The organism is uncultured Thalassospira sp., from assembly GCF_963976115.1.
Taxonomy (GTDB): Bacteria; Pseudomonadota; Alphaproteobacteria; order Rhodospirillales; family Thalassospiraceae; genus Thalassospira.
In genome coordinates, this window is the sequence record NZ_CAXBJJ010000007.1 from 273,198 (window position 1) to 289,732 (window position 16,535).

12 protein-coding genes are annotated in these 16,535 nt (G+C 52.6%); all 12 read left to right on the forward strand.

Going from position 1 to position 16,535, the window contains the following annotated elements:
• Positions 1-770 precede the first annotated feature (770 nt).
• The 12 genes from AAC086_RS11320 to AAC086_RS11375 all read left to right on the forward strand — a co-directional run bounded on the left by AAC086_RS11320 (position 771) and on the right by AAC086_RS11375 (position 16,527).
• Positions 771-2,000, forward strand: coding sequence for an N-acetylmuramoyl-L-alanine amidase (locus AAC086_RS11320; protein ID WP_339778775.1), 1,230 nt, complete (start codon positions 771-773; stop codon positions 1,998-2,000).
• A gap of 352 nt (positions 2,001-2,352) precedes the next feature.
• On the forward strand, positions 2,353-4,788 hold the full coding sequence (locus tag AAC086_RS11325) for a penicillin-binding protein 1A (protein WP_339778776.1): 2,436 nt from the start codon (positions 2,353-2,355) through the stop codon (positions 4,786-4,788).
• 227 nt (positions 4,789-5,015) lie between these two features.
• Positions 5,016-6,587 (forward strand): alkaline phosphatase D family protein, encoded by a 1,572-nt coding sequence (locus AAC086_RS11330; RefSeq protein ID WP_339778777.1) that lies wholly within the window; start codon positions 5,016-5,018, stop codon positions 6,585-6,587.
• A 176-nt stretch (positions 6,588-6,763) separates the two neighbouring features.
• Positions 6,764-7,892 (forward strand): peptide chain release factor 2 gene (gene prfB / locus AAC086_RS11335; protein WP_339778778.1). Its coding sequence is split into 2 segments (ribosomal slippage): positions 6,764-6,832 and positions 6,834-7,892, totalling 1,128 coding nucleotides; the frame shifts between segments, so codons are not numbered across the junction.
• A 323-nt stretch (positions 7,893-8,215) separates the two neighbouring features.
• Positions 8,216-8,677 (forward strand): MarR family transcriptional regulator, encoded by a 462-nt coding sequence (locus AAC086_RS11340; protein WP_339778779.1) that lies wholly within the window; start codon positions 8,216-8,218, stop codon positions 8,675-8,677.
• The gene (locus tag AAC086_RS11345; RefSeq protein WP_339778780.1) at positions 8,674-9,840 is read left to right on the forward strand and encodes an HlyD family secretion protein; all 1,167 of its coding nucleotides are present in this window, start codon (positions 8,674-8,676) and stop codon (positions 9,838-9,840) included. Before AAC086_RS11340 ends, AAC086_RS11345 begins: the two co-directional genes overlap by 4 nt.
• Positions 9,837-11,396 (forward strand): DHA2 family efflux MFS transporter permease subunit, encoded by a 1,560-nt coding sequence (locus AAC086_RS11350; protein ID WP_339778781.1) that lies wholly within the window; start codon positions 9,837-9,839, stop codon positions 11,394-11,396. Before AAC086_RS11345 ends, AAC086_RS11350 begins: the two co-directional genes overlap by 4 nt.
• 607 nt (positions 11,397-12,003) lie before the next feature.
• Positions 12,004-12,231 carry a hypothetical protein gene (locus tag AAC086_RS11355; RefSeq protein ID WP_339778782.1) on the forward strand — a complete coding sequence of 76 codons (228 nt, stop codon included), beginning with the start codon at positions 12,004-12,006 and terminating at the stop codon, positions 12,229-12,231.
• 167 nt (positions 12,232-12,398) lie between these two features.
• A complete protein-coding gene (locus tag AAC086_RS11360) occupies positions 12,399-13,937 on the forward strand; it encodes a DNA-3-methyladenine glycosylase 2 family protein (protein ID WP_339778783.1) in 1,539 nt (512 codons plus the stop codon).
• Positions 13,915-14,442: a methylated-DNA--[protein]-cysteine S-methyltransferase gene (locus AAC086_RS11365; RefSeq protein WP_339778784.1), complete on the forward strand. Its 528-nt coding sequence runs from the start codon at positions 13,915-13,917 to the stop codon at positions 14,440-14,442. Before AAC086_RS11360 ends, AAC086_RS11365 begins: the two co-directional genes overlap by 23 nt.
• Positions 14,443-14,527: 85 nt before the next feature.
• Positions 14,528-15,160: a glutathione S-transferase family protein gene (locus AAC086_RS11370; protein WP_339778785.1), complete on the forward strand. Its 633-nt coding sequence runs from the start codon at positions 14,528-14,530 to the stop codon at positions 15,158-15,160.
• Between the two features lie 155 nt (positions 15,161-15,315).
• Positions 15,316-16,527 (forward strand): hypothetical protein, encoded by a 1,212-nt coding sequence (locus tag AAC086_RS11375; RefSeq protein WP_339778786.1) that lies wholly within the window; start codon positions 15,316-15,318, stop codon positions 16,525-16,527.
• Positions 16,528-16,535: the final 8 nt, after the last annotated feature.

Here is a 16,535-nt window from a genome sequence, read left to right on the forward strand (position 1 = left end):
GGACCTGGTTTTGGTGTTAAAAAAAAGAATTGGTTTATGTCTGTTGTCTGTTCGAGCGCGCCACGACAGCCTGATATGGGAGGGCTCTATCGGGAGCGGGGATTGCCGCGTCACCGAGACACCGACCCGAGGAACTGCCACGTCGCGTCCTCAGCCTGACGGAGAGTATTGTTAACCCGTAAAGCATAGGAATCTCGGCGACAACATATCTCTTTTATTCACAGGCGACAAACAATTTTGTTGCGTCATTCATCAGGTTTCTTGGCGCTATGGCTTTAAAACCGCGCATTCTCCACCTTTCATAGGCGGAAAAGAAAATTCCACGCAAATATTTGTGATCATAACGGTTTTTCAATTATTGGCGTGATTTGCAAACCGGGCTGCAGTCTTGCGGTTTCGCGTTAAGGGTGAAAATCCTGCCGCAAGTTTGTAAATCCGCCCGTGCGGGCCATAATTACGTATATTGCGGTGTGGTTTTTCACGATCCCAACCAACGCCATGCCGGGCGAGGGGCCGGAGAATCGGGCAAAGAAAATCGCGCCGCCCCTGAATAGCAGGGTGCGTTGTTATGAAACGCGATGTTTAACGGGCTTTAATGCAGATAAAGGCATTGACCATGCAGAACAGGCTGATTGGTCAATTACCCGTTAACTTTCTGGTTGCTATAAGCACAAACGGTACAGGATGTGCTGCATTATCCGGAAATACGGTAAGTCAGAATGGGGTTGGCGGTGTTTTCGCAAACCAGGCAAAAAACCAGGCAGGGAAGAATGTTTGGCAAGTTAGGCTTTTGGAGCCTGGCTGCGGCATTGCTATGCAGTCTTTTTGTTATGTTTTCAGCGCAGGTTGTCCAGGCCAAAACCGCCAAGGTTTTGGGCGCGCGGCTTGGGGTTTACCCCGATAAAACCCGCTTTGTAATCGACCTTGATAGCGATGTTGATTTTACCTATTTCCTGCTGCCAGACCCGTTTCGCATTATCATTGATATGCCTGAAATAGACTGGAGCGCCCCGCCGGGCAAGGTAACCTCGGGCGGGGGGATTATCTCGGGTTTGCGCTATGGCCTGTTTAAACCTGGCACATTCCGGGTTGTTCTTGACGTTGGTCAGCCTGCCTTGATTTCAAAAATCTTTACCCTGCCAGCCAGCGGGGGGAAGCCAAACCGCCTGGTCATTGACGTGGCACCCACATCGCGAGACGCCTTTATGGCCGCATCCCGCGAAAGCATGGCAGCATATTCCGCGCGGCAACGCAATGACACATCGGCGACCGAAAAAAGTGCAGATGTGGCCGTTGAAACCGGGAAAGCCGGGGGCAACAAACCGCTGATCGCCATTGATGCCGGACATGGCGGTGTCGACCCTGGCACAATCGGGGTTGGTGGCGTTTATGAAAAGGATGTCACGCTGGCAGCGGCCCGTGAACTGGCCAAGGTGTTAACCGATTCCGGCCGTTACCGTGCCCTTCTGACCCGCGACAAGGATGTGTTCTTGAAGCTGCGTCAGCGCACTAAAATTGCGCGTAAAAACCACGCGGACCTGTTTTTGTCCCTGCATGCGGACTCTATATCCAATTCTCGCCATCGCGGGGCTTCTGTATATACCTTGTCTGAAAACGCATCGGACAAGGAAGCCTCGGCTTTGGCCAGCAAGGAAAACAAGGCCGATGTGATTGCCGGTGTTGATTTGTCCGAAGAAAACTCGCTGGTGCAAAGTATTCTGATTGATTTGGCTCAGCGCGAAACCATGAATTTGTCGTCAAATTTCGCAACCGGTATGGTGCGCGAACTGACCAATGATGTGAAATTGCAGCAACGCACGCACCGCTTTGCCGGTTTTGCGGTCTTAAAAGCACCCGACATTCCTTCTGCCCTGTTTGAAATGGGGTATCTGTCCAATCCAGCGGATGCCAAATTGCTGCAATCCCCGGCGCATCGGAAAAAAATGGCGCAGGCGATTTTGCGCGCTCTTGATGATTATTTCAAAACCCACAAATTTTAGTCTGACTGTTGCGCGATTGCACCCAATAGCGGTGTCGAACCTGGTTGCGATGCCGGTTTAGGCCCGTTGTGACTCCGGTTGCGTTTAATTTTTCGTGTAATTTCGGTGTTATGCGTTTTGTGCCGTTGTTTTGCCGGTTTTTATCGTTACGCTAGCGGCCAAGATCAGATGTGGGTGCCGATATTTTCAAATTTGTTCAAAGGCCAGCGTCGGCGCAGGACAAAAGGTGGCGGGCAGAGCGTTCTGTTTTCATATCGTCACTTTTTTGCCGCGATAGGCAGGCTTTGTGGTATTTGTGCCCTCAGGCACCCGTCAAGACGGCAACAACAGCGAAACGATAAAGATCCGTTTAATGCGTATTTTTCTGACAATTATCGGTGTGTTCTTCCTGCTTGCAGTGGCTGGTGGGGCATGTGTTCTTGGTGTTTTCTGGCATTTTGGCCAGGATCTGCCCGACTATACCCAGCTTGCCGATTATGAACCCGAGGTCATGACCCGTGTTCATGCGGGCGATGGCGCGTTGATCGCCGAATACGCCAAGGAAAAGCGGGTTTTTGTCCCGATTGAACAAATCCCGCGTAAAGTGATGAATGCCTTTGTTGCGGCCGAGGATCAGAATTTCTGGACCCATCCCGGCATTGATTTCCCCAGTGTTTTTCGGGCGGCTGCAACCAATATTATCAATATTGGCTCGGGGCGGCGCCCGGTTGGGGCCTCGACCATTACCCAGCAGGTGGCGAAAAACTTTTTGCTGACCAACGAAGTTTCCTATGACCGTAAGATCAAGGAAGCGATCCTGTCGTTTCGCATCGAACAGGCGTTTACCAAGCAGCATATTCTTGAATTGTATCTCAACGAAATTTATCTGGGCCGGGGCAGTTATGGTGTTGCAGCGGCGGCCTTGCGTTATTTCGATAAATCGCTTGATGAACTGACAGTCGCCGAGGCTGCATATCTGGGCGCTTTGCCAAAGGCCCCCTCGAATTACGACCCTGTGCGCGATCATGACGCCGCAAAAGGCCGTCGTGACTGGGTGGTTGGCCGGATGCTGGACGAAGGCTATATCACCCAGGCCGAGGCAACCGAGGCGATTGCGTCGCCCCTGATCGGGCAGAACCGGGAATCGGTCGATTATTATGCCCATGCCGATTATTTCGCCGAAGAAGTGCGTCGTGAACTGGTCGACCGTTATGGCGAAAATGCCCTTTATAATGGTGGCCTGTCGGTGCGGACATCGGTTGAGCCAAAATTGCAAACCATCGCCAACAAGGTGATGTATGACGGGCTGGTTGCGTATGACCGTCGCCACGGCTGGCGCGGGCCGCTCGGCAAGATCGATATTTCCGGCGACTGGAAAAAGGCACTGGAAACGGTCAAGACCCCCGGCGATGTGCCGTGGCTTAAGGCTGTTATCCTTAACCTGGATGGCAACGATGCCGTTATTGGCATTGAAAATGGCAAACAGGGAACCATTCCTTTTGCTGAAATGAAATGGGCGCGCCTGTGGCAAAAAGGCCAGACAGTGGGCGGTGCTGTAGGCAAGGCATCGGATGTGGTTAATCCCGGCGATGTTGTGATGGTTGAGCCCATGAAGGCCGATGACGAGGACAAGGCATCGGAAAACACCTATTCATTGCAGCAAATCCCCAATGTGAATGGCGGTTTGGTGGCAATGGACCCGCATACCGGGCGTGTTCTGGCGATGTCGGGTGGTTTTTCTCACGATTTGTCAAAGTTCAACCGCGCGACACAGGCCCGTCGTCAGCCCGGCTCGGCCTTCAAGCCGTTTGTCTATCTGGCAGCACTTGATTCCGGCTTCACCCCGTCGTCACTGGTGCTTGACGCCCCTTTTGTGATTGATCAGGGACCAGGGCAGGGCAAATGGAAACCAGGTAACTATAGCGGCAAGTTTTATGGCCCCTCGACATTACGTCTGGGTATTGAATTGTCGCGAAACCTGATGACGGTGCGCCTTGCGCAAACCATTGGGATGGAAAAGGTCGTCAATTATGCCGAAAAGTTTGGTGTTGTTGACAGCATGCCTGCCGTTCTTTCCATGTCGCTAGGGGCTGCTGAAACCACGGTGTTGCATTTGACCAACGCGTATTCCGAACTGGTCAATGGCGGTAAAAAAGTAACCCCCACTCTGATCGACCGTATTCAGGACCGGCGTGGCAAAGTCATTTATCGTCGCGATGACCGGCCCTGTGCGGAATGTCAGGATGTGGTTTATAACGGCCAAACCCCGCCAGAATTGCCCGATAACCGCGAACAGCTGGCCGACCCGGCAAGCGCCTTTCAGATTGTGTCCATTCTGGAAGGTGTGATCCAGCGCGGGACCGGTCGCCGGATGCGCAATTTGCCGTTCCCGTTGGCGGGTAAAACCGGTACCACCAATGATTCGCGCGATGCCTGGTTTGTGGGGTTCACGCCGGACCTGGCTGTGGGCGTTTATGTCGGTTTTGACGATAACCGCTCGCTCGGGGAGCGCGAACAGGGGGCGTCGGCCGCAGCCCCGATTTTTCAGGAATTTATGACCCACGCAATGGAGGGTGTAAAAGCCGTTCCGTTCCGCACACCGCCCGGCATTCGGATGGTGCGGGTCAATGCCAGAACCGGCCTGCCTGCGCAAAGCGGTGATAGCAATGTGATTTGGGAAGCGTTCAAACCCGGTACGATCCCGCAAAGCAATGACAATGTTATTGATGGTGGTTCACCCGGTTCTGGGTCGTCTGGAAGCAGCGGCGGCAGTGATGGCGGTGTTTCCAGCCCCAGCGGTATTTATTAAGCCTGTCAGCTTGCTATGATTAACCTGTGAGTGATCGCGCAAAGGGCTGGAGACATGTTCTCCGGCCCTTATGCCTTAAAGGAAATGTGCTTTAAGAGGCAGAAGGATCTCTTATGGTTGGGTTGGGTTGGGTATTGATAAAACCGTCAAGACCTGGAAACATGTCTGTTACATTATCGGGTTATGATTCCCGCAGTTTTGCTTCAGCTTTTGCGGGGAATTGGAAAATGTCAATTCGACTTACCCGACGCACTTTTTTGAAATCGACGGGGACGGCGGGTGCCGCCTCTGTTTTGGGCGGTTTTTTTATGCCATCCATTTCGCGTGCTGCGGATCGCCCTGTGATAACGCATGGTGTGCAAAGTGGTGATGTAACGGCAAATTCGGCCCGTATCTGGGCGCGGGCAGACCGCCCGTCGCGCATGATTGCCGAGATCGCCACGACCGAGGGTTTTTCCAAATCCGTCAAACTGCCCTATGTCGATGTCCTGACGGAAGGGGATTTGGCTGGCAAGCTTGCCTTGACCGACTTACCCGCAGGGCAGGACATTTTTTATAAAATCCATTTCGAGAATCTCGATAATATCCGGGCAACATCCGAGCCGGTTATTGGTCATTTTCGCACCAATCCGATGAAACGGCGGAATATTCGTTTTGCCTGGTCCGGGGATACCGCCGGGCAGGGCTGGGGTATTGACGAGGATCGTGGCGGGATGAAAACCTATGCCACCATCACGGCGCATCAGCCGGATTTCTTTATTCATTCCGGTGATACGATTTATGCCGATGGCCCCTTCATGGCAGAACAAAAAATGCCGGATGGTCAGATTTGGAAGAACCTGACCACCGAGGGAACCGGCAAAGTTGCCGAGACGCTAGATGAGTTTCGGGCGAATTATAAATACAATATGCTTGATAAAAATGTGCGTGAGTTCAACCGCATGATCCCTGTTTATTATCAATGGGATGATCATGAGGTTTTGAACAACTGGTATCCTGGCGAGATGCTGACGACCGATGACCGCTATACCGAAAAATCGGTGTCGTTGCTGGCTGCACGTGCCAATCGCGCGTTTCGCGAGATGCTGCCGGTGCGCGAACAACCACAAGAGCCAGGGCGGGTCTATCGCACCATTTCCTATGGTCCGTCGCTGGAGATTTTTGTGCTCGATATGCGGTCATATCGTGGCCCCAATGACAGCAATAACAGCCCGGTCGAGACCGACAAGACGGCCTTTATGGGCAAACAGCAGATTGAGTGGCTCAAACGTGCCTTGCTGAATTCAAAAGCGACCTGGAAAGTTATCGCCGCCGACATGCCGATTGGCATGATCATTTATGATGACTGGAAAAACAAAAGCACTTTTGAAAACCTGGCCAATGGGGATGGTGCACCGGCGGGGCGCGAACTTGAAATCGTTGATTTGCTGCGTTTTATCAAGTCGGCAAAAATTCGCAATACGGTATGGCTGACCGCCGATGTGCACTATACCGCAGCACATTATTATGATCCGGCAAAGGCACAATTCACCGATTTTGATCCGTTTTGGGAATTTGTTTCCGGTCCGCTCCATGCCGGTACATTTGGCCCCAACGATATGGACAATACTTTTGGGCCGGAAGTTAAATTTGCCAAATATCCCGGTAAGGAGCAAGGCATTAACCTGCCGCCATCGGCTGGTATGCAATTTTTCGGCCTGATCGATATTGACGGGGAGAGCGAACAGTTGCGCGTTTCCCTGCGCGATGTCGCCGATACCGAGCTTTACACTGTGACCTTGGACCCGGTGTATAGTTAAATACGGTTTAACCGGCTTTTGGAATGATTTGACCCCGGCGTCAGATGGGTGCCGGGGTTTTTATGTGGCTCCGGGGGTTTCAAGACGGTCAAAAGCTGATATAACCCGCACCACGATTGGCAATAACGTTATCATGACGTTGCCCGACAAAATTCACGAATATAACGGAGACATCAATGCGCGCTGAAGCACAGGCATTGGTAGATGAGATTAAGCAGTCGATGGCGCTGCTGAGGAGGCATCTTTGACTGGGATAATGCCCTTAGACGCCTGGACGAATTAAACGCCCTTGCCGAAGACCCGACCTTGTGGGACAGCCCCGATAACGCGCAGAAAATTATGCGCGAACGGACCCACATGGAAGATGCCATCAATGGTTACAAGTCACTGGCACAGGAACTTGCAGACAATATCGAACTGATCGAACTTGGCGAAGCCGAGGGCGATGACGATACGGTCAGGGAAGCCGAAGACGGTTTGCGGACGATCCGCAATATCGCGGCCAAGCGCGAGCTGGAAAGCCTGTTGTCGGGCGAAGCTGACGCCAATGACGCCTATCTTGAAGTCCATGCCGGTGCCGGTGGAACCGAAGCGCAGGATTGGGCCAGCATGCTGGCGCGCATGTATGTACGCTGGTCGGAATCCAAGGGCTATAAGCTGGAAATGCTTGAAGAAAGTGACGGTGAAGAAGCCGGCATTAAATCTGTGACCTACAAAATTTCCGGGCACAATGCCTATGGCTGGTTGAAAAACGAAGTCGGCGTGCATCGTCTGGTGCGTATCTCGCCCTATGACAGTGCCGCGCGTCGCCATACCAGTTTTTCATCGTGCTGGGTTTATCCGGTGGTCGATGATGATATCAATATCGAAATCCTTGATAAAGATTTGCGGGTTGATACCTATCGTGCTTCGGGTGCCGGTGGGCAGCACGTGAACCGGACGGATTCTGCCGTGCGTATCACCCATATTCCGACCGGCATTGTGGCCCAGTGCCAGAATGACCGATCCCAGCATAAAAACCGCGACACGGCGATGAAAATGCTGAAAGCCCGGTTATACGAGGCCGAATTGCAGCGCCGCGAAGCAGAAGCCCAGGCTGTTGAAGATACCAAATCCGATATTGGCTGGGGCCATCAGATCCGCTCTTATGTGTTGCAGCCTTATCAAATGATCAAGGATCTGCGCACCGGGGTTGAAACATCTGATACGCAAGGTGTTTTGAACGGTGATCTTGACCAGTTTATGGCCGCAGCCCTGGCGGCCCGTGTTACCGGGTCGGCAGGTGAGGTCGAAGATATCGATTAACCGCATTCACATATCGACCTTTGGAGCCCTCGCTGTTTTTGCAGCGGGGGTTTTGTTTCTTCATGTTGCTTTTGCAAGTACACAGGTGCCGCTGCGGCGATTCCTGACAGGCATGATTTTTTGGAATGGGTGCAATGTGAGGGAGGAAGTATTTTCGAAACAATGACTTGTTAGTTTTATGGTGGCGGCCCGAAACTGTGATGTAATTCACACTTGCCAATCTGTACGCGAATTTCATATACATTACTTACAATATGTAATGCGTATTATAAGCGAGTGTTGTTTTGTCGTCATCACGTGATCCCCAACGAAGCATCGGTTTTTTGACGAAAGACGTTTCGCGTCTGATGATGCGTCGTTTTAATCGTCGGTCGCGAGATCTGGGCCTTACCCAGTCGCAATTGCAGGCCCTTGCATTTCTGGTCCCGCGTGAGGGGATCAATCAGGCGGCCCTGGCCGACCTTCTCGATATTCAGCCCATCACACTGGCACGTCTGATTGACCGGCTGGAGGAGGCCGGTCTGGTTGAACGCAGGCCTGACCCCGGTGATCGTCGGGCGGTTAATCTTTACATCGGCCAGAATGCGACATCGCTGATTGATAAAATGTGGGAATTTGCCGCCGAAACCCGGCGCGATGCACTGAGAGGCCTGTCGGATGATGAACAGGAAGTTGTGATCAACGTGCTGCAACGTATGCGCATGAACCTGATTTCCTGTGAGCAGGACCCCGATGACAAAAACCCGCCCGCAGGAAAACCGGTTTTAAAAGGCTCAAAAGAATGAACGAACACGTGGATGATGCCGCCAGTGCGGATGCTGATGTCGCACCAAACCGCAAACGGCGCTGGTTGCGTCCGGTTTTGCTGATTTTAGGACCAACCGCCGTAATCATCGGTGGCGCTTACTGGTATTATTCGGGGGGACGTTATGTTGAAACCGAAAATGCCTATGTTCATGCCGATATGGTTGCGATCAGCCCGCAGGTCAGCGGACAGGTGGCCGATGTACTGGTTCATGAAAATCAGCATGTTCAAAAGGGTGATGTCCTGTTTAAGCTTGATCGCGATCCTTTCACCATTGCTGTCGAGCACGCCCAGGCAAATCTGTCATCCGTCCGCCAGGACATGAACGCGCTGAAACAAAGCTATGCCGAACAGCAGGGCAGCCTTGAGCTGGCAAAAATCAAGCTGAAATATGCCGAGCGGACCTATGCCCGCCAGTCGCAACTTAGCAAAAAAAATGTCGTGTCAAAGGCCGCCTTTGATGATGCCCAGAACGCGGTTGCCACGGCCAAACAGCAAATCGTGCTGGACCGGCAGATCATGCAGACAACCCTTGCCAAGCTGGGCGGGGCTGTCGATACGCCGGTTGAACAATTGCCGCAATATCAGCAGGCCAAAGCCGATCTGGATCAGGCGGAACTTGACCTGGCGCATACGGTTATCAAAGCACCGTTTGAGGGGGTCGTCAGCAACAAGCCCGAACCAGGTGCCTATATTACGCCTGGCAAAGCGGTTGCCAGCCTGATTTCGACCAAATCAATGTGGATTGATGCTAATTTCAAGGAAGTCGAGCTGACCTATCTTGAAACCGGGCAGGCGGTGTCGGTAACGGTGGATGCCTATCCCGACCACGCATGGAAGGGTGTTGTGCAAAGTGTTTCACCTGCGACCGGGGCCGAATTTTCGGTGTTACCGGCACAGAATGCGACCGGCAACTGGGTAAAGGTTGTGCAGCGCATTTCGGTTCGTATTAAGCTGGAAATGACTGATGGTCAGCCGACCTTGCGGGCCGGGATGAGCACGGTTGTGCAGGTCGATACCCATCACAAACGTGAATTGCCCGCCTTTGCCCAAACCGCATTGTCGTGGGTTGGCATCAATCAGGCAGAAGCGCGGACGAGCCATACCGGCCGCAGTACGGATGCCGGGAACAAGGTGCAATGAGCTCTGCCGCGGCCACAGCATCGGGCATGGAAACCACGCCATTGGAACGTGGGTTGACCACGGTTTCCATCATGCTGGCAACCATCATGCAAGCGCTTGATACAACGATTGCGAATGTGGCCTTGCCCCATATGCAAGGCAGCATGTCGGCCACCCAGGACCAGATTTCCTGGGTGCTGACATCCTATATCGTTGCGGCTGCCATCATGACGCCGCCGACCGGTTTTCTTGCGGCGCGCTTTGGCAGGCGCAAGCTGTTCATTTGTTCGGTGGCAGGGTTTACCGTGGCATCAATGCTGTGTGGGGCGGCAACGTCCTTGCCCGAAATCGTCATGTTTCGGCTGTTGCAAGGCGCATTCGGGGCTGGGTTGGTGCCTTTGTCGCAGGCGGTTTTGCTTGATACCTATCCCAAGGAAAAACATGGTTCGGCCATGGCGATGTGGGGTATGGGGGTGATGCTGGGGCCTATTTTAGGGCCGACACTTGGCGGTTATCTGACCGAATATTATAACTGGCGCTGGGTTTTTTACATCAATCTGCCAGTTGGTTTGATGGCGCTTGGCGGGATTATGGCATTTGTGCCTGAAACCTCAAAAAAGCCGGGGCTGCCGTTTGACTGGTTTGGCTTTGCCCTTCTCAGCCTGTCGATCGGTGCGCTGCAAATGATGCTGGACCGGGGCGAATCGCAGAACTGGTTTTCATCCTATGAAATCCTGCTTGAAACGGTGCTGAGCATTTTGTGCTTCTATATGTTTCTGGTGCATATGTTCACAGCGAAAAACCCGTTTTTGGAACCGGGTTTATTCAAAGATCGAAACTTTGCCATCGGCTTGATTTTTATCTTCATTGTCGGGGTGGTGTTGCTGGCGACACTTGCCCTTTTACCCCCTTTCTTGCAAAATTTGATGGGGTATCCCGTGGTGACTGCGGGTGTTTTGCTGGCCCCGCGTGGCATTGGTTCGATGATGGCGATGATGATTGTGGGGCGGTTGGTCGGCAAGTTCGACATCCGTTTTCTCATCCTGTTCGGATTGGGGATGACGGCATTGTCGCTGTATCAGATGTCATGCTTCACAACCGAGGTCAGCGCCACCACCCTGACCTTGACCGGGATTACGCAAGGGGTGGGGCTTGGCTTTATTTTTGTTCCACTAAGTACCATTACCTTTGCCACATTAAACCCGAAATACCGCACAGAAGGCACGGCAATGTTCAGCCTGATGCGTAATATCGGGTCGAGCATCGGCATTTCGGTGATGACGACGATGCTGACCCAGAATACCCAGGTTGTGCATTCAAGTTTTTCGGCCCTGTTAACCCCGTTTCGTTATGCCATGCAGGCCCCGTGGTTGCCCGAAGCCTGGAACTGGCAAACAACCGTTGGTGCCGTTGGCCTGAACAACATGATTACCACCCAGGCCAAGACAATTGCCTATCTTGACGACTTTCAGGCAATGATGTGGATCGTTCTGGCTGTGATCCCCTTGTTGTTGGTGATGCAAGGTCCAAAGAAAAAACGGCCTGGCGAGGAACAGCATATAGAGGTCATGGATTAAAGGAAAAGTGCTTTAAAGTATCCGTCTTGATCAAGCCACGGCTTTCGTTGTCCATGTTCTTCCCCCCATCTTCCCCGCATGGACAGCGGAACAAAAGGCGGTGCGAATTTATTCGCGCCGCCTGTTTGGTTTGGCCGGGCCGGGGGGCGTCGGGTCATTTGGTATTGCTGCCCCGCATTTTATCCCCATCAAATATTAACCAGAATGCGCTAATGTTAAAACGTTATCAAATCAGGCTGGTTTCTGACCGTCAGGTGATATGGCGGTTAACCCTTGATTTTGCGGTGTATTTTGCTTTTTAAAAAGAAAAATGCGCGCAAAAGCAGATCAAAGTTGCCAGATATGTGTGAATATTCTGTTGTAAAATTTCCAATGGAAATCCGTGTTTGATGTAAGTTTTTCATCACGTGTGATAAAAAGCTGACCATTGGCCGGAGACCAGATTTTCTTGCCGTAAAGTTGATGTGCGAATTTTGCCATCTTTCTTCGTATCACTGTCATAGTTTTGCCGTGACTTTCGCGCAGAATAGTCGGCGTTGCCAAAGCCGCATGTATCGCTGGGCGATAGATGTCAGGTCTTTGTTTCTTATTACGGAGGTTTAAAAGAATGGCGCGGAAAGCGGACCAGAATGTTGCCATTGGCGACCAATTCAGGGTTACCAATGCCCATAGTTCGGTTTTCGAGGTTCTTGAAATCCGCGACATCTCACCGGCACCCCATGCGTTGATCGTCAAGACCAACGAACGACGGTCGCCGTCCCTTATTGCTGTTTCCACCTTGTTGAACCCCAATTTTTACCAGCGGGTTTACACGGCGGAGGCGCCGAAACTCTGATCGCAAGCCGTTGCGGGTGGGAAACCCCCGTTCGGGTTTGCCCTGTTGCACAGGCCGCGCCATTATATGATTGGCGCGGCTTTTGTTTTGGGGCAACCTGGCCCGCTGGTAAATGTCAGAGTCCGAAATTGGCGAGTATTTATGCGCCGTTCTGCTAAACTTCGGGCATGGAACAGATCAGCGATGACATTTGTTATGCCGCCTTGCTGGCGCGTGATAACCGGTTTGACGGGCGGTTTTATACTGCGGTTAAAACCACCGGCATTTTTTGTCGGCCCATTTGCCCGGCGGTAACGCCCAAGCGGCAAAATGTTACTTTTTTCCCCACGGCCGAAGCTGCGATGGCGCACGGATTTCGCCCCTGTTTGCGCTGTCGGCCCGAAGCCGCACCGGGCAGTGCGGCGGCGGCTGGTGTGCATGCAACCGTGCGCCGGGCCGTGCGCCTGATCGAGGAAGGGGCCCTTACCGATGGTTCGGTTGAAGACCTTGCCAACCGATTGGGCCTTGGGGCGCGGCATTTACGGCGTATTTTCAAGGATCATACCGGTGTTAGTCCACAAGATCATGCCAAGGCACGCCGGTTGCTACGCGCGCGCCAACTGATTGCGGATAGCAACCTTTCGATGACAGAAATTGCCGATATTGCCGGTTTTGGCAGTTTGCGTCGCTTCAACGATGCCATGAAAATTGCCTATGGTCATGCGCCAACGGCCTTTCGGCGCGGCATAAAGGATGTTGCAGGCGCGAAAATCACATCAGGGAATAATAATCCGATGCAGCTTCAAAAAGACGATATGGTGTTGCGCCTTAAACCCCGTCAGCCTTTTGACAGCGACTTTTTACTGGGGTTTTTTCGGGCGCGAGCCATCCCGGGGCTGGAGGCGGTGGGCGATGATTATTACGCGCGCGGGTTTTTGCCGGGTGCTGCACCGGGCCTTATGATTTGCCGGTTTTTACGCAATGGCAGCGTTGAAATTTGTCTGCGCGGCGAAGATCGCAGCAGTTTGCTGGATCTGGGCGGGCGGGTGCGCCGCCTGTTTGATCTTGATGCCGATATGATCGCAATTTGCGCCGTCTTTGCCGACGACCCGTTATTGGCACCGTTGGTAAAATGCCGCCCGGGCCTGCGCGTACCTGGGTGTTGGGACCGGTTTGAACTGGCCGTTCGCGCCGTATTGGGCCAGCAGGTTTCGGTGGCGGCGGCGCGCACATTGGCCGGGCGCATTGTGGCGCAATACGGCCAGGCCTTGCCCGATCATCTGGTGGCAGGTACGGGTATTACGCATTTATTTCCCCAACCCGAAATCCTGCAAGGGCACGATTTAGTCTCCATCGGGCTGACAAAGCGCCGGGCGCAAACATTGGGCGATGTGATTGACCTGTTTGCCCGTACCAACATGCAGGATCGTAGCAGCGACGACATTCTCGCCGATCTGGCGGCGATCAAGGGGATTGGTCCGTGGACGCTGAATTATTTTGCCCTGCGCGGTTTGGGCGACCCGGATGCTTTTCCGGCCGCTGATCTTGGCATTCTCAAAGGGTCGGCGCTGGGCGGTGGCCCGGCAACGGCCAAAGAACTGGAAAAACAGTCGCTCCTGTGGCGACCGTGGCGGGCCTATGCTGCGCAATATCTATGGTCGGCCCTGATCCCCGATGCGCAAAGCGAGAACAAGGAAATTGATCATGATCTCAACCACCCGAATTGACGTCGCCCGTTATGACAGCCCGATTGGTCAGTTTAGTCTGGCCTCGGTCAATGGGCGGCTGGTGCATCTTGATTTTGAAGAGAATGATGACCGTCTGCATTTGATTTCATCACGCCGGTTTAAAAAGATCGACTGGTGCGACAGCAGCTTTGCTCCGTTATCGGTCCTGGCGTGGCTCGATGCCTATTTTGCCGGGCGGGTGATGGCCTTGCCAATCGCGGAGATTGATTTACGCGGTACGGATTTTCAAAAATCAGTCTGGCAGGCGCTGATCGAAATTCCATCGGGAACCAGCGTTTCTTATGGTGGACTGGCGGCAAGCCTTGACAACCCCAAAGCGGTGCGCGCGGTGGCCCGGGCCAATGCGCTTAACCCGGTTTCCATCATTGTACCCTGCCATCGGGTGATTGGCGCGGATGGCACGCTGACCGGTTATGCCGGGGGCCTTGCGCGCAAAAAATGGCTGCTTGATCACGAGGCAGAAATGGCGCGCAAGCACGTCTGATCCCCAAAACATCCGAGTTTTTAATCCTGTCACCTGCATTGCCGAATGCGGGAATCCATTTTTTGTGCCTGAAACGAGGTTGGTTATGAAGTTATATGATTATGCCGGGTCGCAAAATGCCTGGAAAGTCCGTCAGCTTTGCGCGCATCTGAATATTGACTATGAAACGGTCTGGGTGTCCATTTTTGAGGGCGAAAGTCATACGCCTGATTTTATGTTGAAAAACCCTGCCGGTGCGGTGCCGGTGCTGGAGCTTGATGACGGGCGATGCCTGGCGGAATCACATGCCATTCTGCTTTATCTGGCACAGGGTACGAAATACCTGCCCGATGATGCGTGGCAAAAAGCCAAAGTCAGCCAGTGGCTCTTTTTTGAAACGGACTATGTTCAGTCAACCATTGCTTGCCTGCGGCACTGGAATCTGACCGGTAAAAATGATCGAAATGCCGCGCAATTACCCCGGCGGCGGGAAAGCGCAAAACATGTCCTGGGTTTGCTTGATACCCATTTGCAGGATCATATGTTTCTGGCCAACGACGGTTATTCTATCGCCGATATTGCGGTTTATGCCTATGTTCATCTCGCGCATGAAGCCGGTCTTGAAATGACTTCTTATGGCGCACTTATAACCTGGATAAACCGGGTTTCCGCCATTGTCGGCCCTGACGTGCCGGTACGGTATTACAGCGAAGACCCGTTTTGCGGGCGCGACTTGTAAGTCGCACGGTAAAAGAAAGGCGGGCTGCTATACAAATCTCCCCCGCATATACCCATGTTTGAGTGCTAAAACAGCATCTCTCTCCCCAGTTTGGACAGGTGTCTTTGGTTCTATTACTGTGCATACTTATCGAAATCGGGCGGGGGGGGGATTTCATGATTAAATCGGATCGTAGACCGGGCGGACATATTAAGCATCTGTGGCGCTGGGTGCGGCACAATAAAGGCAGTGCTGTTGCGTGGGCTTGCATCGGCGCTTTGGTCATTTGGGTGCCGGATTGGAAATATCTTTTGCAGTCTGACACAGGGGATGTTCCGCATAAATTTTATGTGACGGAGAGGTTGTCTGGGCAAGGATCATTTGGATCTGCAATTTTTTGGATCGATAATAGCCGAGTGTTCTATTCCGGTTATAATTCGAACTCTGTTCCCAAGACGCAAGAGCAGCAACGTGCGCTTTCGGCACAAGGTGACAAGCTGTTCCTATGGACGGTAGGTCAGCGGGAGATGACTTATCCAGTGAGAGAGAATCCTGAACATAATCCTGAACATAATCCCGCTTTTTGTGCGGGTCTGGGCAGGATTAAATATTCTGCGGAGAGAAATAAAACTCAAGATCAGGTTTACGTTTATCAAGGTCCTGTCGGAGAAGAAGAGAAAATTGAAATTCGAAGTGTCGTTCGTCCTGCGGAAGAGAGATATGGATTTAACGCTGCGGCAATATCCTATGCTGACTGTTCTATCGTCGTAAACGAATACAATAAAAAATTAAATCGCCGCTGGAAGCCATTTGCGCCCGGTGAAGGTTTTTTGCTGTTTGGCGATTACGGAGACGATGATCCACGGAATGCCAAGTTGGATGTGCTGCATCCTGAAAGTGGTGAATTAATTCATCTTGATATTTCCGGCAGTGAAGCATGGCATAGCTGCACACGTTACAATCCCTTTTTGAAGGGGCTGATGACGTGGAACTGTATGGGGTACACCATGCATATCAGCCCTGATGATATTTGGAAGAAAACCAATTGCTATGCCATTTGGGCGGTTTGGCCGGATGGCAGAAGCCGGAAATATTGTTTGCCGTTTGGGGAATGGTCAAAAGTTTATGCTGATATTGTACCGGTAATAACGGCAAAAGGAATTTTCTTTTTTTGGGCAGGGGGGCCAGCCAGTTATCTGGTAACGGACGATGGCGTGGCGCATTTGGTGCGGCGCGGGACATTCCAGAAGCCTGCTGTTTCACCGGATGGGTGCAAAGTGGCGGGAAATTACGCAAAAAGCTGGCGCGATGGCGACTGGATCACTGGTAACGGCGGGCAACATGCTGCCGTGATTGATTTGTGCGCTGATCCTGGCGAAGGTCATTAAGGGCAAAA